Source organism: Mesorhizobium sangaii, from assembly GCF_014207355.1.
GTDB lineage: Bacteria > Pseudomonadota > Alphaproteobacteria > Rhizobiales > Rhizobiaceae > Mesorhizobium > Mesorhizobium sangaii.
On the sequence record NZ_JACHEF010000001.1, the window covers coordinates 626,575 to 644,060 of the forward strand.

Sequence of the window (17,486 nt, forward strand, 5' to 3'; positions counted from 1 at the left end):
GCACGGATTTCGTGCACCCGGAACGCGTGAATTGGGCGGAACCGGGATAGAATTGGGATGCCAACGATGAGGAAATACCTCTTTTCAGCAGGGTTCGCGCTGCTTTTGGCGGCGACGTCCGTGTCGGTCACCGTTATGACGCCGGCTTTCGCCAGCGAGATCAAATACGTCGTCAACGACGTTCCGGTCACCTCCGGCGACATCGCGCATCGCGCCGCCTTCTTGAAGCTGCAGCGCAAGAAGGGCGATGCGGCGCAGGAAATGATCGACCAGACGCTGCGCCTGGCCGAGGCCAAAAGGCTTGGTATCCGCATCACCGATGCGCAGGTCGACGCTGCCTACCAGCGCTTTGCCTCGGGCAACAAGATGCAACTCAGCCAACTCGACGGCGTGATGGAGAAATCAGGCGTCACCAAGGGCCACTTCAAGGAATTCATCCGCGCCCAGATGGCCTGGAACCAGGCCTTGAGCGCGCGTTACCGTTCCGGCGATGGCACCGGCGCCGTCAGCGAGCAGGACCTTGTCAGGAAGATGCTCGAAAAAGGCGGCTCCAAGCCGAGCGCTACCGAGTACATGCTTCAGCAGGTCATCTTCGTGGTGCCGGCAGCGGAGCGCAGCGCGACGCTGGCCAAGCGCAAGCGTGAGGCCGACGCCATGCGCGCCCGCTTCAACGGCTGCAGCACGACGCATGAGTTCGCCAAGGGCCTGATCGACGTCACCGTTCGTGACCTGGGCCGGGTGCTGGCGCCGCAACTGCCGTCGGACTGGGCCGAGCAGATCAAGGCAACCAAGGTCGGCGGCGCAACCGTCACGCGCGAGACCGAACGCGGCGTCGAATTCATCGGCATCTGCTCGTCGCGCGAAGTGTCCGACGACAAGGTTGCCCAGATGGTGTTCCAGAGCGAAGGCGCCGGTGGCGACAAGAACGCCGATGAGCTCAGCAAGAAATATGTCGACGAGTTGAAGGCGAAAGCCCGCATCGTCAAGCGCTGACGTGGGCAGCACAGTGATTGCGCTCGCCTTGAGCGCCGGCGATCCGTCCGGCATCGGGCCGGAGATCGCGATTGCCGCGTTCATGGCTCGCGAGGCCACCGCCTTGCCTCCCTTCTATCTGCTCGCCGACCCGGCGCTGATCGCCTCCCGAGCCCGCCTCCTTGGCATTTCGTTGCCGATCGTTGAAACGACGCCCGCGCAAGCGGTGCAAGTGTTCGCCCGCGCCCTGCCGATCGTGCCGCTGGCCGCTCGCTGCATCGACAGCCCCGGCCGGCCGGGTCCGGCTAACGCGGCCGCCACAATCGAAGCCATCGACCGCGCCGTCGCCGACTGCCTTGCCGGCGACGCTTCCGCCGTCGTCACGTGCCCGATCGCCAAGAAGCCGCTCTACGATGCCGGCTTTGGCTTTCCCGGCCACACCGAATATCTGGCGCATCTGTCGGCCCGACACACCGGCGTCGAGGCGATGCCGGTGATGATGCTGGCCGGCCCGGACCTGCGCACCGTCCCCGTCACCATCCACATCGCGCTGGCGGAGGTGCCCAAGGCGCTGACCACCGAATTGATCGTCGCGACGGCGCGCATCACCGCCGCCGATCTCATCACCCGCTTCGGCATCGCCAGGCCGCGGCTGGCCGTTGCCGGGCTCAATCCGCATGCGGGTGAAGGCGGCGCCATGGGCCTCGAGGACGAGCGCATCGTGCGCCCGGCGGTCAACATCCTGCGTGCCGAAGGCATCGACGCTTTCGGCCCCCTGCCCGCCGACACATTGTTCCACGCCCGGGCACGGGCCCGCTACGACGCAGCCTTGTGCATGTATCACGACCAGGCGCTGATTCCGGCCAAGGCACTGGCCTTCGACGAGGCGGTCAACGTCACGCTTGGCCTGCCCTTCATTCGCACCTCGCCCGACCACGGCACCGCTTTCGACATCGCCGGCAAGGGCGTGGCGCGGCCCGACAGCCTGATGGCGGCATTGAAGCTCGCCAGGCGATTGGCCGACAGCGCCACAAGGGCCGCCGCCGCATGAGCGCTTTCTGCCAGAGCCTGCGCGCATGAGCATCGATGGGCTGCCGCCGCTGCGCGAGGTGATCGAGCGTCATGGGCTGCAGGCAAAGAAGGCGCTCGGCCAGAATTTCCTGTTCGACCTCAACCTCACCGGCAAGATCGCCCGCACCGCCGGCGACTTGTCCAATGCAACCGTGATCGAGGTCGGTCCCGGCCCCGGCGGGCTGACCCGCGCGTTGCTCGCCAACGGAGCGCGCCACGTCATTGCCATCGAGCGCGACGAACGCTGCCTGGCGGCGCTCGCCGAAATATCGGATCATTATCCCGGCCGGCTGGAGATTGTATCCGGCGATGCGTTGAAGACGGATTTCGCGGCACTTGCCCGTGGGGGAGCCGGCGGCCAGGTGAAGATCATCGCCAACCTGCCCTACAATATCGGCACGGAGCTGCTGGTGCGCTGGTTGACGGTCGGTGAATGGCCGCCCTTCTATGCATCGATGACGCTGATGTTCCAGCGCGAGGTGGCCCAACGCATCGTCGCGACACCCGGCAGCGATGGCTATGGCAGGCTTGGCGTGCTGGCCGGCTGGCGCACGCAGGCCAGGATCGCCTTCGACGTGCCGCCCCAGGCGTTCACACCGCCGCCCAAGGTCACCTCCTCAGTGGTGCATCTGGAGCCGCGCGCGACACCGCTGCCCACTGACGTGAAAAAACTCGGCCGCGTCACCGAAGCCGCCTTCGGGCAACGCCGCAAGATGCTGCGTCAGAGCGTGAAAAGTCTCGGCGGCGAAGCCTTGCTCGAACGCGCCGGCATCGATCCTACACGCCGCGCCGAAACACTCAGCGTCGAGGAATTCGTACGTCTGACCAACACGGTGTAGCTTTCTTCTCCCTGTTCACAGGGGAAGGAAGAGGCATCAGCCCGTCTTCTCGTCCAACAGCCCCGAGACGAAATCGAACAGGCCGGGCCGGCGATCGCGTCTTAGCCGCTCGGCGACGACGATGCCGCGCACTTCGGCGAAGGCGCGATCGAGGTCGTCATTGACGATGACGAAATCATATTCCTTCCAGTGCTCGATCTCGTTGCGGGCGTTCTTCAGCCGCGTCTCGATCACCGCCTCCTGGTCTTCGGCGCGACGCTTCAGCCGCGCCTTCAATTCCTTCATCGACGGCGGCAGGATGAAGATCGAGACGATGTCGGCGCGCATCTTCTCCTTGAGCTGCTGTGCCCCTTGCCAGTCGATGTCGAACAGCATGTCGCGCCCTTCAGCCAGCGCCAGTTCGGCCGGCTCGCGCGGTGTCGCGTAGCAATTGCCGTGCACTTCGGCCCATTCCAGCAAGGCGTCGGAATCGCGCAGCCGCTCGAAATCGCGCATTGTCCGGAAATGGTAGTGAACACCCTCGATCTCGCTACCGCGGCGCGGTCTGGTGGTGACCGAGACCGACAGTTCGAGGCTGGAATCGCTTTCCAGAAGGTTGCGCGCGATCGTCGACTTGCCGGCGCCGGATGGCGACGACAGGACGAGCATCAGGCCCCGGCGGCGAATGCGGGACCCTAAATCCTTGGCAACCATCGGCTACTCCAGATTCTGGATCTGTTCACGAAACTGGTCGACCACGGCCTTCAATTCCAGCCCGATCGCGGTGACCGTAGCGGCGTTCGACTTCGAGCACAGCGTATTCGATTCGCGGTTAAATTCCTGTGCCAGAAAATCGAGCTTGCGGCCGACCGCACCGCCGCCCTCGAGCAGTGCCCGACCAGATGCGACATGCGTTTTCAGGCGGTCGATCTCTTCGCGAATATCGGCTTTGGTGGCCAGGAAAGCCGCCTCCATGTGCAACCGGCTGGCGTCCAGATTGGCGGACGCGTCCATCAGCAGCCTGACCTGCTCGGCGAGGCGTTCGCGGATCGCCGCCGTCTCGCGCGACGGATCCGCCTCGGCCCGCAGCGTCAACGCCTCGATTGCGTCGATATGGCCCGCCAGCAGCAGCGCCAGTGCGGCACCTTCGCCCTGTCGCGCCTGTTCCAGTCCTTTGAGGGCCACCTCGAGCGCGGCCATGATCGCGATGTCGAGCGCGGCCCGCACCTCTTCGGTTTCGACGGTCTCGGGAATATCGAGCACGCCGCGCAGCGAAAGCAATCCGTCCGATGTCGCGGGGGCGACACCGAACTGCTCCTGCAACCGCTTGGCGAGCCCCGCCAGGTCCTTCAGAAAGACTTCGTTGACGACGGGCTGCGCCTGCGCGCCGGCGGCACGGCCAATGGTCAGCGTCGCCTGGAAATTACCCCGCGCAAAGCGCTTCTGAAGCGTCTGCCTGACAGCCGGTTCCAGCCGTTCGAAACCTTGCGGCAATCGCAGCCTCACCTCGACGCTCTTGCCGTTGACTGACTTGACCTCCCAGGCGATCGCGGTGCCTTCATGCTCGGCGACGGCACGTGCAAAACCGGTCATGCTCTGCAAATTCATATCGCCCACAAGTCCCTGGCACATCGCTTCCGAAACCGGTTTTCCGGAGGAGAGCACGTGCGGCTCAAATGACTGCGCCGCAGGCGCGTCGAAATCGGACGCGCGGCGCTCCTCCAAATGTCAGGGATGCCGCCTTGTGGCAACGCCCTTCTTCGTCCTACTGGGCAGCGCCCGCATCACCGCCGCCGCTGTCGTCGCCTCCGTCAGCCGGCTTGTCAGCATTGCTGTCAGCCGGCTTGTCGGCATTGCTGTCGCCGGCGCCGGTGGTGGAGGTGGCGCCTTTGGCGGCGTCGTCGGCCTGCTTCTTCTGCAAGGCGCGATAGCGGGCGACGTTCTCATTGTGCTCTTCCAGCGTCGCGGCAAAGACATGCCCGCCGGTACCATCGGCGACGAAGTAAAGATCGTCGGTCTTCGACGGATTGGCCACCGCCTCCAGCGCCGCACGACCCGGATTGGCGATCGGCGTCGGTGGCAGGCCGTTGATCATATAGGTGTTGTAGGGTGTCTGTTTCTGGATGTCCGACTGATAGATCGGCCGGTCCGCCGGCTTGCCCTTGCCGCCGAACAGACCGTAGATGATGGTTGGGTCGGATTGCAGGCGCATGCCCTTGGCGAGCCGGTTCAGGAAGACGGCGGCAACCCGTGAACGCTCGTCACCCTTACCTGTTTCCTTCTCGACGATCGAGGCCAGCGTGACGAACTCTTCGACATTGGCCAGCGGCAGGTCCGGCGCACGTCGCTGCCAGACATCGTCGACCAGCTTCTTCTGATCCGCCAGCAGCTTGTCGATCATCTGCTGGCGCGTCGCGCCGCGCGTGAAGCGCAGCGTGTCGGTGGCGAGGCTGCCCTCGGGAGGAGTGGTCGCCGGCATATCGCCGCTCAAGGCCGGCTCATCGGCGATGCGCTGCAGCGCCTGATCGACCGTCAACCCTTCTGGAACGGTCAGCGAATACATCACCGACTTGCCGCTCTTCAAAAGCTCCATGATGTCGCGCATGGAAGCCTTGGGCTTGATCTCGTACTCGCCGGCCTTCAGCGCCGAATCGTTGCCGTAGGCGCGCACGCCAAGGCGGAAGATCCGGGCGTCGCTGATCAGTCCGCGGCGTTCGAGCTGGTCGGCAATATCCTGGACGCCGGTATTCGGCTTGACCAGGAACGTGTCGCCATTGGCCGAGGGGCCAGCTCCAGTGAATTCCTGCTTGCCGAAATAGACCGCGGCGCCGGCCGCCAGAACCATCAGCATCACCGCGGAGATGATGAAGTTCATGAACACGACGACCTGGCTGCGCGAAGCACGCGAGCGCTTCGGCGGCGGTGTACCGGCTTCCGGCCGCAAGGCCTCGCTCGCCGTCTTCGGCACGATCGGACCAGATCCCGGACGCTGTCCGAATTCTCCGTTGCCCGCCGGATTTGTGTTCATTTTGCCCTACCGTTTGATCGCTCAACGAATCCCCTGCGGCAGAGTAGGGGCGAATATGGCAAAATTGACGGCATGCCGAAGCATCGCCGCGCAGTTGGACGGTCAGCCATTGTAGCGCTGGAAGACGAGCGAAGCGTTGGTGCCGCCAAAGCCGAAGGAATTGGACAGCGCAACGTCGATCTGGCGAGCGCGCGGCTTGTTGGGCACCAGGTCGATCGCGGTCTCGCGCTCCGGGTTGTCGAGGTTGATGGTCGCCGGCGCGACATTGTCTCTGATAGCGAGGATCGAAAAGATCGCTTCGGCAGCACCCGCCGCCCCCAGCAGATGGCCGATCGACGACTTGGTGGACGACATCGAAATCTTCGACGCGGCGTTGCCGACAAGCCGCTCGACGGCGCCGAGTTCGATCGTATCGGCCATGGTCGAGGTGCCGTGCGCATTGATGTAGTCGACATCGGCAGGCGTCAGCTTGGCCCGGTTCAACGCCGCCGTCATGCAGCGGAAGGCGCCGTCGCCGTCTTCGGCTGGCGCGGTGATGTGATGGGCATCACCGGTGAGGCCGTAGCCGGTCACCTCGGCATAAATCTTGGCGCCGCGCGCCTTGGCATGTTCGAGCTCTTCAAGCACGACGACGCCGGCGCCCTCGCCCATGACGAAGCCGTCGCGGTCGCGGTCATAAGGGCGCGACGCCGTTTGCGGCGCATCGTTGCGATCGGTCGACAGCGCCCGGCATGCGGCGAAGCCGGCGATCGACAGCCGCGTCACCGGCGCTTCGGCGCCGCCGGCGACCATCACGTCGGCATCGCCCCACATGATCAGCCGGGCTGCGTCGCCAATGGCGTGCGCACCGGTCGAACAGGCGGTAACGACGGCGTGGTTCGGACCTTTCAGCCCGTGCCTGATCGAGACCTGTCCGGAAACGAGATTGATGATCTGGCCCGGGATGAAGAACGGGCTGATGCGGCGCGGGCCGCGTTCCTTGAGGATCATCGCGTTCTCGGCGATGCCTTCGATGCCGCCGATGCCGGAGCCGATCAGCACGCCGGTGGCGCACTGCTCGGCATGGGTCTTCGGTTCCCAGCCGGAATCCTTCAGCGCCTCGTCGGCGGCGGCAATCCCGTACAGGATAAAGTCGCCGATCTTGCGCAATTCCTTCGGCTCGAGCACGGCCTCGGGATTGAAGGTGGCATTGCTGCCATCGCCACGCGGGATGACGTGGGCGATCTTGCAGGCAAGATCCTCCACCTCAAACTCGGTGATGCGTTTTGCTGCGCTGCGGCCGGTCAGAAGTTCCTTCCAGCTGTGCTCGAAGCCCATGCCGAATGGCGACAACAACCCAAGGCCCGTGACGACGACACGCCTCATCGCAGGTCCTCCCCGGTGATGACTGCGGAAAGCGTCAGGCGGATGCCTTGTCGATATACTTCACTGCGTCGCCGACGGTCAGGATGGTCTCGGCCGCATCGTCGGGAATCTCGACGCCGAATTCTTCTTCGAACGCCATCACGAGTTCAACCGTGTCGAGGCTGTCGGCGCCCAGATCATCGATGAAGCTCGCCTGCTCCGTCACTTTGTCGGCATCGACGCCAAGGTGCTCGATGACGATCTTCTTGACGCGCTCTGCGGTGTCACTCATTTGGGGCATCCTCGTCTTTTGTTTGTCTGTCTTCGTTAGCGGGCAGAATGCCGCTAATCAAGCTGAAAGATGGTCCTGCCGGAAACGCAACGGCCACGGACCGGTTTTTGCCCGAACCGCCGGGTTGCGGGCCGCATTACACGAAAAAGTGCGGAGGTCCAAGCCGAAATGGTCTGTTTTCACAAGCCGGCAACAAACTCCACCGGACCTCGTTCAGATCATCGCCATGCCGCCATTCACATGGATGGTCTGGCCGGTGACGTAGGCGGCTTCGTTGGAGGCGAGATAGGCAACGGCGGATGCGACTTCAGCGCCGGTGCCCATGCGGCGCGTCGGGATCGCCGCCATGATCGCCTCCTTCTGCTTGTCGTTGAGCTTGTCGGTCATGGCCGATTCGATGAAGCCCGGGGCGACGCAGTTGACTGTGATGTTGCGGGTGGCGATCTCCTGCGCCAGCGATTTGGAAAACCCGATCATGCCGGCCTTGGAGGCGCAGTAGTTGGTCTGGCCGGGATTGCCGGTGACACCGACAACCGAGGTGATGTTGACGATACGGCCGTGACGGCGGCGCATCATTGGATGGGTGAGTTCGCGGGTCAGCCTGAAGACAGCGGTTAGGTTGACCTCGAGTACGGTGTCCCAGTCGGCGTCCGACATGCGCACGAACAGCCCGTCCTTGGTGATGCCCGCATTGTTGACCAGGATGTCGACACCTTCGAGGTCGGCCTCCGCCTTCTGGCCGAGCGCCTTGACCTCGTCACGGTTCGACAGGTTGGCAGGGAACAGCTTGACCCGATCGCCAAGCTCGGCGGCCAGCGTCTCCAGTTTCTCGACCCGCGTGCCATGCAGGCCGACGATGGCGCCTTGCGCATGCAGCACCCTGGCGATCGCCTCGCCAATGCCTCCCGATGCGCCGGTGACGAGTGCCTTGCGGCCAGTCAATTCGAACATTTTTGTCTCCTGATTGAGAAGAGAACACCCTTTGCACAGGCAGGGTCAAATGGCACTAGATTAAGCAAGCGTCGCCAGCACCGCCTCGACATCAGCCGCGGAGCCGACCGACGTGGTGGCGATGTCGCGGTTGATGCGCCGCGCCAGGCCTGAAAGCACCTTTCCGGCGCCGATCTCATAAAGCGTGGCGACGCCGTTTGCGCCGAACCATTCCACCGTCTCGCGCCAACGCACGCGGGCAATCACCTGCTCGACCAGACGCCGCGCGATCTCGTCCGGATCACTGGTCGGGGTGACGGTGACGTTGGAGACGATGGGAACCACAGGGGCGGCCTTCGCCACGCTGGCCAGGGCCTCGCGCATGATCTCGGCCGCCGGCGTCATCAGCGCGGAGTGGAAAGGCGCCGAAACCTCCAGCATCAGCGCCCGCTTGGCGCCCTTTTCCGTGCAGAGCTTCGCCGCCAGTTCCACGGCGGCCTTTGTGCCTGAAATGACCAGTTGGCCGCCGCCATTGTCGTTCGCCACCTGGCAGACAGAGCCAGCCCCTTGGGCAGCCTCGGCGCAGGCGGCTTCGACATCCGCCTGCTCGAGCCCGATGATTGCCGCCATGGCGCCCTCGCCGGCCGGCACCGCCGCCTGCATGGCATTGCCCCGGATGCGCAGCAACCTGGCGGCATCGGCAACCGAAACGAAGCCGGCGGCCGCGAGCGCCGAATATTCGCCCAGCGAATGGCCGGCGACATAGGCGACCTTGTCCTTCAGCGAGAAGCCGCGCGATTCCAGCGCCCTGATCGCTGCCAGCGACACCGCCATCAGCGCCGGCTGCGCATTGGCGGTCAGCGTCAACGTCTCCTCCGGCCCTTCCCAGATCAGCTTCGACAGGTTCTCGCCAAGCGCGTCGTCAACCTCCTGGAAGATCCTGCGCGCCTCGGGAAAGGCATCGGCGAGATCCTTGCCCATGCCGACAGCCTGGCTGCCTTGTCCAGGAAAGGTGAATGCAACGGCCATGCGAGGGCTCCCAAGGGCTGGTTTTGCTTGCCTGATAGTCGGGTTTTTCTTGCCTGTGACGCAAGGCAGGCCGCCAAGTCAAGCCCAGTTCGACCCTGGCCGGCGGCACCATCGCCGGCCGAGTGCCTGTTCCGAAAGGCTTTTTGGCGATCACTCCTGATGAAAACCGCTCACGAATCGTTTGCTGGCTCTTCTTATTTCCGCCACAGGCGCTAGCTTTGCGTGACAATTATATGACAATCGAGTGACGAGTTTGTCGCTGGGTGGGGAAGTTAAAGTGGCAATGAGTTCTAAACGCGTCGGCAAAGCCGCGCCACAGTTCCTGGAAGACGACCCGTCCACCGGCTATCTGCCGGGCAGGACATGGCCGGTCGTGCGCTATGGGCTGGTCAGCCTGGCAATCGCTGCCGTCATGGTGTTTGCGATCGAATTGATCGTGCGCGGCGACTTTGCCGGGACGGTCGCCTTCTTCCTGCAGCCGCTCAAGCCGGGCTGGACCACCATCGTCGTGTTTGCGCTGATCCTGATCGGCCTCGATGCCGTGCTTGGCCGCAGCCACCAGAGCCTTATGATCGTCGCGCCGCTGACCCTGTCCCTTGCCTTCGTCGGCCACCAGAAGTCGCATTATCTCGGCGATCCGCTCTATCCCACCGATTTCCTCTATGCCCGCCAGATCTTCGCGCTGTTGCCGCTCCTAGTGCGCGACCGGCCGATGACAGCGCTCGCCATGGTGGTCGGCATCGTCGCCGGCCTGTCGCTGCTCGTCTATGGCTGGCGGCGATGGCGCCGCAAGGTTCCGGCGCTCAGCCGCAAGGGCCGCCTTGCCCGGCTGACGCTGGCGGTGCCGCTGCTCGCCTTCTTCGTTTCGATCATGGACTACGCCACCTTCTCCTGGACCAGGGACCGGCTGCAGATCATCCCGATCATGTGGGACCAGAAGGAAAACTATGCCTCCAACGGCTTTGCCCTGGCCTTTGCCCTCAACGTGCCGATGGCGCATGTCTCGGCGCCGCCAGGCTATTCCGACAAGGCAATCGCGGCGATCGACAGGACCGATGTGACCGCCTCTATGCCTGCCGAAAAGCCCGACATCATCATCGTCATGAGCGAATCCTTCTGGGATCCGACCAAGCTGCCCGGCGTCACAATCACGCCCGACCCGATCCCCAACGTGCGCGCGCTGCGCTCGGGCTCGATGTTCTCGCCCGAATTCGGCGGCATGACCGCCAACATCGAGTTCGAGGCGCTGACCGGCTTTTCCAACGCCTTCCTGCCGGCCGGCAGCATCCCCTATCAGCAATATGTGCGCACGCCGACGCCTTCGCTCGCGACGTTCCTCAAGAGCCAGGGCTACCGGGCGCGCGCCATCCATCCCGGCACCAACTGGTTCTGGAACCGTGGCGCGGTCTATGCGGATTTCGGCTTCAACGATTTCAAATCAGAAGAGACGCTGCCGCCCTTGCAGAAGCGCGGGCCGCTGGCGTCCGATGCGGCGATGACCGACGAGATCATCAGCGAGGCCGACGCCAGCGATGAGCCGGTGTTCTTTTTTGCGGTCAGCCTGCAAAACCACGGCCCTTACGAGCCGAACCGCTATTACAATCCGACACACACGGTGCAGGCACCGATCAGCCAGTGGGCGCGCGAATCGCTGCTCAGCTATGCCGAAGGCTCAGCCGACGCCGATCGTGGCCTTGAACGCCTTGTCGAATGGGCGAAGAAACGCTCCCGTCCCACCGTGATCGCCTTCTTCGGCGACCATCTGCCGCCGCTGGGGCCGGTCTATGTCGAAACCGGCTTCCTTAAAGACAATGTCGCGCCGCGCAAGGAACCAACGCCGCAAGCCGCGCTTGAACATCACCAGACGCCGCTGATTATCTGGTCGAACCAGTCCGGTCCGGTCGAGAACCTGGGCGCGGTGAGCCCGGCGTTCCTGCCCTATCATATCCTCACCACCGCCGGCATCACCCACCCTTACTACACCGGCTTCCTGGGTGAGATGCGCGAACGCTACCGCGTCGTCGACCGCAATTTGTTGCTGACGCCGACGGGCGAAGCCACGCCCGATTGGGCACGGCAGAAGGAGATCGACCCGACGATCCGCGATTTCCGGCTGCTGCAGTACGACATGATGTTCGGCAAACGCCTCGCGGCGCCGGACTTTTTCCCCGAAACGGTCGACAAAATTGTCGCCCATATGACCCATATGAGTTGAGCCAAACGATCCCGAGAGGATCCGGCCCGGCGCCCTTGGGTCACACGTTCAATCCGTCAATTGCAGCTTCGAGAACTTGTTGGCGATCTGCTGGAAGACATCCGGCAGCTTGGTCGGATCGTTGACGGCATAGTAGCCGCTCGGATCCGAGGCGCACGCGCCGTAAAGCGCGCGGTTGGCGGCGGTGTCGGATTGCAGCACCATGGTGTAGATCTGCACGCCCTCGTTCTTCAATTGCGTGCAAACGCTTTTGGTCCAGCCGTCGACGTTGCGCGCCGCGGTCGTCTGGCTGTCCGATCCGAAACGGCCACCTGCCAGATAGCCATAGGATGTGTAGTCGGACTTCGTCGGCTGTTCGCTGGCGCCATAGACGACGTTCTCACCGTCGGTGAGCAACAGCACGATCTTGCTGACGCCGGGCGTCTTCCACGGCGCTCCATCGGTGTAGGGCGCGGCGGGCGACAGCACCCGCATGCCCCACGACAGGCCCTCGGAGACATTGGTGCCTGAACCGTTCCACTCGGTCATCTGGCTTGCTGCCTTGCGCAGCTTGTCGAAATCGTCGGTCAGGGGGACGACGGGTGTGGGGCAGGCGCGGTTCGGGCCAACGGTGACGGGGGTGCCGGCCTCGGTGATGAATTCCTTGGCGGGCGCAACATATTTGGCGACCTTCTCCTTGGCGCTCGTACCGGGTGTCAACAAATCGCCGAGGAGATCGCCAAGATCGATGCCGAGAAGGTTGCCCTTCTGCTTGGCGAGCTTGGTCTTGTCGCTGACGTCGTCGAGATAGGAATTGTTGTAGTATTTATCCGAATTGCCATAGGAGGCAGACGGCTTCTGGGCATCTTCAGGATCGTCCGGCGCAAAATACGGAACGAACAGCGTGTCGGGCTTGTCCGGGTCGGGTGGCGTGTCGGAAATGTTGTAAGCGCCCGGCCGCGCCTCGACGCAGCCCTTCCATCCGGTGTTGTTCCATCCGGGCTCAGTCCATCCGGTCTGCTTGAGCTGCTTGAAAAGCGCCATATGGTTGGGACGCTTGCCGTCGATGACCGGGAAATTGACGCCGTTGGTAGAGGACTTGCCGTCCATGTCGATCCAGGACGGGTCGAATTCATCGCCATCGACGTTGACCGCCGTGACGAACGGAACCAGCGAGGCGCGGATCTGGCGCGTCGGCGATTTTGTCGCCTCGAGCGTGTCGAGCAATGATTTGGTCGCCGTCCTCAATGCCGTCATGCGCGCGCCGGCCATGGAGCCGGTGTTGTCCAGCACCAGCACGACTTCGAGCTGGTTGTTCGATTCGACGGCGGAGGCATCGACCTCGATGTGCTTTTCCTTGCCGAACAGGAAGGCGAAGTTGAGATTGACGTCGGCTGAGGCAACCGCCTTCGTCTTGACGAAGTTGATGCCCCTGTCGACGGTCAACGTCGCCTTCGCATTGCCGAGTTCGCCATGGCCGGCGATGTTGGCCTGGAAATAGCGGTCAAAGGCGTTATTGCGGGTGATATCGAGATCGCCAAGATGCGAAGAGGCAAGGTTTGCCGCATCGAGGGCATTCTGCAGGTTGCTCTTGGCCCGCATCAGGGTGGAGACATCGGTTGCGAAGGCGACAGCCGTCAGGATAGCCGGCAACCCCAGCCCCAGCACAAGCGAAAAATTGCCGCTCGTTGAGCGCCAGAACTTGTTGAGAAGCATCCTTACCCCCGGAAATGCTTGCCGCTTTTGTGCGCAGATTGGCCTGGCTTCTGCGCCTCCCTTGATGAATCGACCGTTGACGGCGGCATTTCAACTCCACACAACCTGACATTGTGGTTAAAGCCTGGTTGCAGGAAACCACGAAGCCTGGCCGTTGTTGCCGCTTGATTTTTCCGCCCCTGCGACACAAGGGAATGCCGCTTGCGCTTGCGTTGTGGGCGGATTGCTGTATAGACGCCCCCAATCTGCCGGTCCCAGCTGGGGGCTGAACGGAGGGCCGGAGGTTTTTTCGAAAACCTTCGTGTGAAGCCAGAAGTGCTTCCGCCTCCCGTGTCTCCGCTCTCGACCGTCTCGTCATGCTCCTTTCTTCCCCGCCCCCTTTTACCGGGAACGGCGGGTCAGAGAAGTTGCAGAGGCTTTTGCCGCCGGGAACCGGGAGAGAAACGAAGAAAGGCACTGATACACTATGGCTCTTTACGAACATGTGTTTCTTGCCCGGCAGGACCTCTCGCAGCAGCAGGTCGATGCGCTTGTCGAACAGTACAAGGGCGTCATCTCCGCAAATGGCGGGTCCGTCGGCCGGGTCGAGAACTGGGGACTGAAGTCCCTCACCTACCGGGTCAACAAGAACCGGAAGGCTTACTACACGCTGATGGACCTGAACTGCCCGCCGGCGGCGCTCAACGAGATGGAGCGCCAGATGGGCCTGTCCGAAGACGTGCTGCGTTTCCTGACCATCAAGGTCGAGGCGCATGAGGAAGGCCCGTCGGCCATGATGCAGAAGCGCGAAGAGCGCTCGGAACGCGGTGGCTTCGGCGACCGTGACCGTGGCGATCGTGGTCCGCGCTCGTTCGGCGACCGTGATCGCGGCGACCGTGGCGATCGTCCGCCGCGCTCGTTCGGCGACGCCGGTGCCGATCGTGGTCCGCGCCGTCCGCGCGAAGGCTTTGAAGGGGGTGCAGAATAATGGTCGACATCAACCAGATCCCGACCCGGCGCCCGTTCCATCGCCGCCGCAAGACCTGCCCGTTCTCCGGCGCCAACGCGCCCAAGATCGACTACAAGGACGTGCGCCTGCTGCAGCGCTACATTTCCGAGCGCGGCAAGATCGTGCCGTCGCGCATCACCGCCGTCAGCCAGAAGAAGCAGCGCGAACTCGCCAAGGCGATCAAGCGCGCCCGCTTCCTCGGCCTGCTGCCCTACGTGGTTCGCTAAGACTTTCGAGCGGGCGGCTGGCCGCCCGCTCTTTTCACCTCGGCGACGGGCGCCGCGGGGATCGCATTCAAATCCCGAGTTGAGGTCAAACCTCTAACTGCCTGAACAGGCAGGACAGCGACACCGGCGCCAAAGCGCGCCCCAAGCTTCCTGACCTGTTCCCAAGACATTCGGCGTCGACCCCAACGATTGGCGCCCAACCGAAGGAACAAAACCATGGAAGTCATTCTTCTCGAACGCGTTTCCCGCCTCGGCCAGATGGGCGATACCGTCAAGGTCAAGGACGGCTTTGCCCGTAACTTCCTGCTGCCGCAGGGCAAGGCGCTGCGCGCCAACGAAGCCAACAAGAAGAAGTTCGAAGGCCAGCGCGCCCAGCTCGAAGCCCGCAACCTCGAGCGCAAGTCGGAAGCCAGCCAGGTCGCCGAAAAGCTCGACGGCAAGAGCTTCATCGCCGTGCGTTCGGCTGGCGAAACCGGCCAGCTCTACGGCTCGGTGTCGACCCGTGACATCGCGGATCTGCTGACGGCGGAAGGTTTCACGGTCAACCGCAACCAGATCCTGCTGAACCAGCCGATCAAGACCATCGGCCTCACCAATGTGGCGATCGCGCTGCATCCGGAAGTCGAGGTCACGATCACGCTCAACATCGCCCGCACGGCCGACGAAGCCGAACGCCAGGCCAAGGGCGAGACGCTGACCACCGCCGAAGCCATCTATGGCGACGACATCAACGACAATGCGCGGCCGGAAAACTTCTTCGACCCGAACACCGAGTTCGAAGGCGGCGAAGACAACGCCTGACGGTCTGAATTGCTGGCGCGCCCTGCCGGGCGTGCCGCACAGCTTCGATCCCAGTTGGCCTCAGCCATACTGGACCAATGCCCGGGTCTCTCGCCCGGGCATTTTTGTGCCAAATGGAACTTTGCGAACCCCTATATATTGATGCAGACTACAGCGTCGCGCGTCCATTGGCCGCGCAAAGGACGCTGTGAAACTTTGGTTTGGCGCACGATCCCTTTCCCGAAAATCGATTTCGATTTTCGGGGTCGTGCGCCGAGACAGCCTGTCTGAGGGGACATTTGGTCATGAATATTCTGCTCAAGCGCGTTCTCGACCGCCTGGTGCGCACCGGCAATCTCAAGGTAACCGGCCCCAAGGGCGCCGCGGTGGTGTTCGGCGACGGCAGCGGCGAGCCGGTGCACATGCACATCAAGACCGCGCATGCCGAGCGCGCCATCACCTTCGATCCGATGCTGGCGGTGCCGGAAGCCTATATGGACGGCGAACTCGATATTCTCGAAGGCGGCGTGCTGGGTGTGATGCGCATCGCCTTCCAGAACATGGGCAGCGGCGGCATCGACGCTACATGGTCGAAAGCCATAGAAGGCCTGCGCCATGCTTTCCGCCGCCTGCAGCAGATCAACACCGCCTCGCGCTCGCGCCGCAACGTGCAGCGCCACTACGACCTGTCGGGCGAGCTCTACCGGCTCTTCCTCGACGAGGACATGCAGTATTCCTGCGCCTATTTCGAGCAGCCGGACATGACGCTCGACGAAGCGCAGGCCGCCAAGAAACGCCACATCGCCGCCAAGCTCAGGCTGAAGGCCGGCCAGACGGTGCTCGACATCGGGTCCGGCTGGGGCGGGCTCAGCCTCTATCTCGCCAAGGCGTTCGACGTCGACGTGCAAGGCGTGACGCTGTCGACCGAACAGCATGGCGTTGCCACCGACCGCGCGCACGCGCAAGGGTTGGAAAGCCGCGTGCATTTCGAGCTGAAGGACTACCGCGAGCTCAACGAGCGTTTCGACCGCATCGTTTCCGTCGGCATGTTCGAGCATGTCGGCGTCAACCACTACCGCACCTTCTTCGACAAGTCGGCGACACTGCTCAAGCCGGATGGCGTCATGCTGTTGCACACGATCGGCCGCTCCGGCGTTCCGTGGGCGACCAGCGCCTTCGTCCGCAAATACATCTTCCCGGGCGGCTATATCCCCGCGCTCTCAGAAGTCATGCCGGCGATCGAGAAGTCGGGGCTGGTCGTCACCGACATCGAAATCCTGCGGCTGCACTATGCCGACACGCTGAAGCACTGGGGCGAGCGCTTCGCCGCCAACCGCGACAAGGCCAAGGCGATCTATGACGAGCGCTTCTGCCGCATGTGGGAGTTCTACCTGGCCGCTTCGGAAGCCGCTTTTCGCTGGCAGGATCTGGTGATCTTCCAGATCCAGATCGCCAAGAAGAACGACACCTTGCCGACGACGCGCGACTACATGGCCAAATGCGAGAAGGCGCTTGAGATGCGCGATATGGGGCACCGTGAAACGGATCCCATCAAGAAGAGCCCGGCTGCCAAGCCAGTCCGCCGCCGCAAGGTTGCGGACTAAAGCGCGCCGCGTTTGAACGGACGCATGCGACGGTCTTTGTTGTTATGCATGTCGTTCTCCCAAAACCGGAGCCACTTTTGAGCGACACGCATTGGAAATAGTATTGCCGCTTGCCATTGCCCGCCCATGCACTGAAAAAGGTCCCGTGATCGCCACCGGACCTTTTTGATGACCTATGTCCTCTATGTCGCTGCCGCACTGGCCGAGATCGCCGGCTGCTTTTCGTTCTGGGCGTGGTGGCGGCTGGAGAAGTCGCCTCTATGGCTGCTCCCTGGTCTCGCCTCGCTCGCTCTGTTCGGTTTCCTGCTGGCGCTGGTCGATGCCAATGCCGCCGGCCGCGCCTACGCCGCCTATGGTGGCATCTACATCGCGGCGTCGCTTGGCTGGCTGTGGCTGGTGGAGGGCGTGCGCCCCGACCGCTGGGACCTCGCAGGCGCAGCGCTCTGCATCGTCGGCGCATCGGTGATCCTCGTCGCGCCACGCGGGGTCTGAG

General features: G+C 63.3%; 17 protein-coding genes. 9 read left to right on the forward strand and 8 right to left on the reverse strand.

All coding sequences use genetic code 11. The annotated features are described in order from the left end of the window. The first annotated feature begins 57 nt into the window (after window positions 1-57). The 3 genes from HNQ71_RS03245 to rsmA are packed head-to-tail and all read left to right on the forward strand — an operon-like array spanning window position 58 to window position 2,882. Window positions 58-993 (forward strand): peptidylprolyl isomerase, encoded by a 936-nt coding sequence (locus HNQ71_RS03245; RefSeq protein ID WP_184871150.1) that lies wholly within the window; start codon window positions 58-60, stop codon window positions 991-993. 1 nt (window position 994) lies between these two features. Beyond that, complete coding sequence (gene pdxA, locus HNQ71_RS03250) at window positions 995-2,023, forward strand: 4-hydroxythreonine-4-phosphate dehydrogenase PdxA (protein WP_184871151.1); 1,029 nt, start codon at window positions 995-997, stop codon at window positions 2,021-2,023. Between the two features lie 25 nt (window positions 2,024-2,048). Continuing rightward, window positions 2,049-2,882 (forward strand): 16S rRNA (adenine(1518)-N(6)/adenine(1519)-N(6))-dimethyltransferase RsmA, encoded by an 834-nt coding sequence (gene rsmA, locus HNQ71_RS03255; RefSeq protein WP_184871152.1) that lies wholly within the window; start codon window positions 2,049-2,051, stop codon window positions 2,880-2,882. Window positions 2,883-2,918: 36 nt separating this feature from the next. Here rsmA and gmk read toward each other — a convergent pair whose 3' ends face one another. From gmk to fabD, 7 genes are all read right to left on the reverse strand, one after another. After that, window positions 2,919-3,575, reverse strand: a complete 657-nt coding sequence (gene gmk / locus HNQ71_RS03260) for a guanylate kinase (RefSeq protein WP_095086392.1) — start codon at window positions 3,573-3,575, stop codon at window positions 2,919-2,921. Window positions 3,576-3,578: 3 nt separating this feature from the next. Beyond that, window positions 3,579-4,469: a YicC/YloC family endoribonuclease gene (locus HNQ71_RS03265; RefSeq protein ID WP_184871153.1), complete on the reverse strand. Its 891-nt coding sequence runs from the start codon at window positions 4,467-4,469 to the stop codon at window positions 3,579-3,581. Window positions 4,470-4,626: 157 nt separating this feature from the next. Then, entirely contained in the window at window positions 4,627-5,889 is a 1,263-nt protein-coding gene (gene mltG / locus HNQ71_RS03270; protein WP_184871154.1) for an endolytic transglycosylase MltG, read from the reverse strand. A 102-nt stretch (window positions 5,890-5,991) separates the two neighbouring features. After that, a complete protein-coding gene (gene fabF / locus HNQ71_RS03275) occupies window positions 5,992-7,254 on the reverse strand; it encodes a beta-ketoacyl-ACP synthase II (protein ID WP_095086397.1) in 1,263 nt (420 codons plus the stop codon). A 34-nt stretch (window positions 7,255-7,288) separates the two neighbouring features. After that, window positions 7,289-7,525, reverse strand: coding sequence for an acyl carrier protein (locus tag HNQ71_RS03280; protein ID WP_006203723.1), 237 nt, complete (start codon window positions 7,523-7,525; stop codon window positions 7,289-7,291). Between the two features lie 213 nt (window positions 7,526-7,738). Then, on the reverse strand, window positions 7,739-8,476 hold the full coding sequence (fabG, locus tag HNQ71_RS03285; protein WP_184871155.1) for a 3-oxoacyl-[acyl-carrier-protein] reductase: 738 nt from the start codon (window positions 8,474-8,476) through the stop codon (window positions 7,739-7,741). A 60-nt stretch (window positions 8,477-8,536) separates the two neighbouring features. Next, the gene (gene fabD, locus HNQ71_RS03290) at window positions 8,537-9,484 is read right to left on the reverse strand and encodes an ACP S-malonyltransferase (RefSeq protein ID WP_184871156.1); all 948 of its coding nucleotides are present in this window, start codon (window positions 9,482-9,484) and stop codon (window positions 8,537-8,539) included. Window positions 9,485-9,767: 283 nt separating this feature from the next. Here fabD and HNQ71_RS03295 point away from each other — a divergent pair, with 283 nt between their 5' ends. Further along, on the forward strand, window positions 9,768-11,699 hold the full coding sequence (locus HNQ71_RS03295) for an LTA synthase family protein (protein WP_184871157.1): 1,932 nt from the start codon (window positions 9,768-9,770) through the stop codon (window positions 11,697-11,699). Window positions 11,700-11,747: 48 nt separating this feature from the next. Here HNQ71_RS03295 and HNQ71_RS03300 read toward each other — a convergent pair whose 3' ends face one another. Continuing rightward, window positions 11,748-13,394 (reverse strand): pilus assembly protein, encoded by a 1,647-nt coding sequence (locus HNQ71_RS03300; protein WP_184871158.1) that lies wholly within the window; start codon window positions 13,392-13,394, stop codon window positions 11,748-11,750. Between the two features lie 466 nt (window positions 13,395-13,860). Here HNQ71_RS03300 and rpsF point away from each other — a divergent pair, with 466 nt between their 5' ends. The 5 genes from rpsF to HNQ71_RS03325 all read left to right on the forward strand — a co-directional run bounded on the left by rpsF (window position 13,861) and on the right by HNQ71_RS03325 (window position 17,485). After that, window positions 13,861-14,361 carry a 30S ribosomal protein S6 gene (rpsF, locus tag HNQ71_RS03305; protein ID WP_023761609.1) on the forward strand — a complete coding sequence of 167 codons (501 nt, stop codon included), beginning with the start codon at window positions 13,861-13,863 and terminating at the stop codon, window positions 14,359-14,361. Then, window positions 14,361-14,609, forward strand: coding sequence for a 30S ribosomal protein S18 (gene rpsR, locus HNQ71_RS03310; protein ID WP_006203718.1), 249 nt, complete (start codon window positions 14,361-14,363; stop codon window positions 14,607-14,609). The genes rpsF and rpsR overlap by 1 nt, the downstream gene beginning before the upstream one ends. A gap of 216 nt (window positions 14,610-14,825) precedes the next feature. Then, the gene (rplI, locus tag HNQ71_RS03315) at window positions 14,826-15,410 is read left to right on the forward strand and encodes a 50S ribosomal protein L9 (protein WP_095086410.1); all 585 of its coding nucleotides are present in this window, start codon (window positions 14,826-14,828) and stop codon (window positions 15,408-15,410) included. A 284-nt stretch (window positions 15,411-15,694) separates the two neighbouring features. Beyond that, window positions 15,695-16,993, forward strand: a complete 1,299-nt coding sequence (locus HNQ71_RS03320; RefSeq protein WP_184871159.1) for a cyclopropane fatty acid synthase — start codon at window positions 15,695-15,697, stop codon at window positions 16,991-16,993. 168 nt (window positions 16,994-17,161) lie between these two features. After that, window positions 17,162-17,485, forward strand: coding sequence for a YnfA family protein (locus HNQ71_RS03325; protein WP_184871160.1), 324 nt, complete (start codon window positions 17,162-17,164; stop codon window positions 17,483-17,485). The last annotated feature ends 1 nt before the right edge of the window (window position 17,486 follow it).

Excerpts from the sequence above, each read along its gene's own strand:
- fabD (WP_184871156.1), bottom strand. The coding sequence starts at position 9,484 with ATGGCCGTTGCATTCACCTTTCCTGGACAAGGCAGCCAGGCTGTCGGC.
- HNQ71_RS03325 (WP_184871160.1), top strand. The coding sequence starts at position 17,162 with ATGACCTATGTCCTCTATGTCGCTGCCGCACTGGCCGAGATCGCCGGC.
- gmk (WP_095086392.1), bottom strand. The coding sequence starts at position 3,575 with ATGGTTGCCAAGGATTTAGGGTCCCGCATTCGCCGCCGGGGCCTGATG.
- rsmA (WP_184871152.1), top strand. The coding sequence starts at position 2,049 with ATGAGCATCGATGGGCTGCCGCCGCTGCGCGAGGTGATCGAGCGTCAT.
- HNQ71_RS03300 (WP_184871158.1), bottom strand. The coding sequence starts at position 13,394 with ATGCTTCTCAACAAGTTCTGGCGCTCAACGAGCGGCAATTTTTCGCTT.
- rpsF (WP_023761609.1), top strand. The coding sequence starts at position 13,861 with ATGGCTCTTTACGAACATGTGTTTCTTGCCCGGCAGGACCTCTCGCAG.
- mltG (WP_184871154.1), bottom strand. The coding sequence starts at position 5,889 with ATGAACACAAATCCGGCGGGCAACGGAGAATTCGGACAGCGTCCGGGA.
- rpsR (WP_006203718.1), top strand. The coding sequence starts at position 14,361 with ATGGTCGACATCAACCAGATCCCGACCCGGCGCCCGTTCCATCGCCGC.
- HNQ71_RS03245 (WP_184871150.1), top strand. The coding sequence starts at position 58 with ATGCCAACGATGAGGAAATACCTCTTTTCAGCAGGGTTCGCGCTGCTT.
- HNQ71_RS03280 (WP_006203723.1), bottom strand. The coding sequence starts at position 7,525 with ATGAGTGACACCGCAGAGCGCGTCAAGAAGATCGTCATCGAGCACCTT.
- fabF (WP_095086397.1), bottom strand. The coding sequence starts at position 7,254 with ATGAGGCGTGTCGTCGTCACGGGCCTTGGGTTGTTGTCGCCATTCGGC.
- HNQ71_RS03265 (WP_184871153.1), bottom strand. The coding sequence starts at position 4,469 with ATGAATTTGCAGAGCATGACCGGTTTTGCACGTGCCGTCGCCGAGCAT.
- HNQ71_RS03320 (WP_184871159.1), top strand. The coding sequence starts at position 15,695 with ATGAATATTCTGCTCAAGCGCGTTCTCGACCGCCTGGTGCGCACCGGC.
- fabG (WP_184871155.1), bottom strand. The coding sequence starts at position 8,476 with ATGTTCGAATTGACTGGCCGCAAGGCACTCGTCACCGGCGCATCGGGA.
- rplI (WP_095086410.1), top strand. The coding sequence starts at position 14,826 with ATGGAAGTCATTCTTCTCGAACGCGTTTCCCGCCTCGGCCAGATGGGC.
- HNQ71_RS03295 (WP_184871157.1), top strand. The coding sequence starts at position 9,768 with ATGAGTTCTAAACGCGTCGGCAAAGCCGCGCCACAGTTCCTGGAAGAC.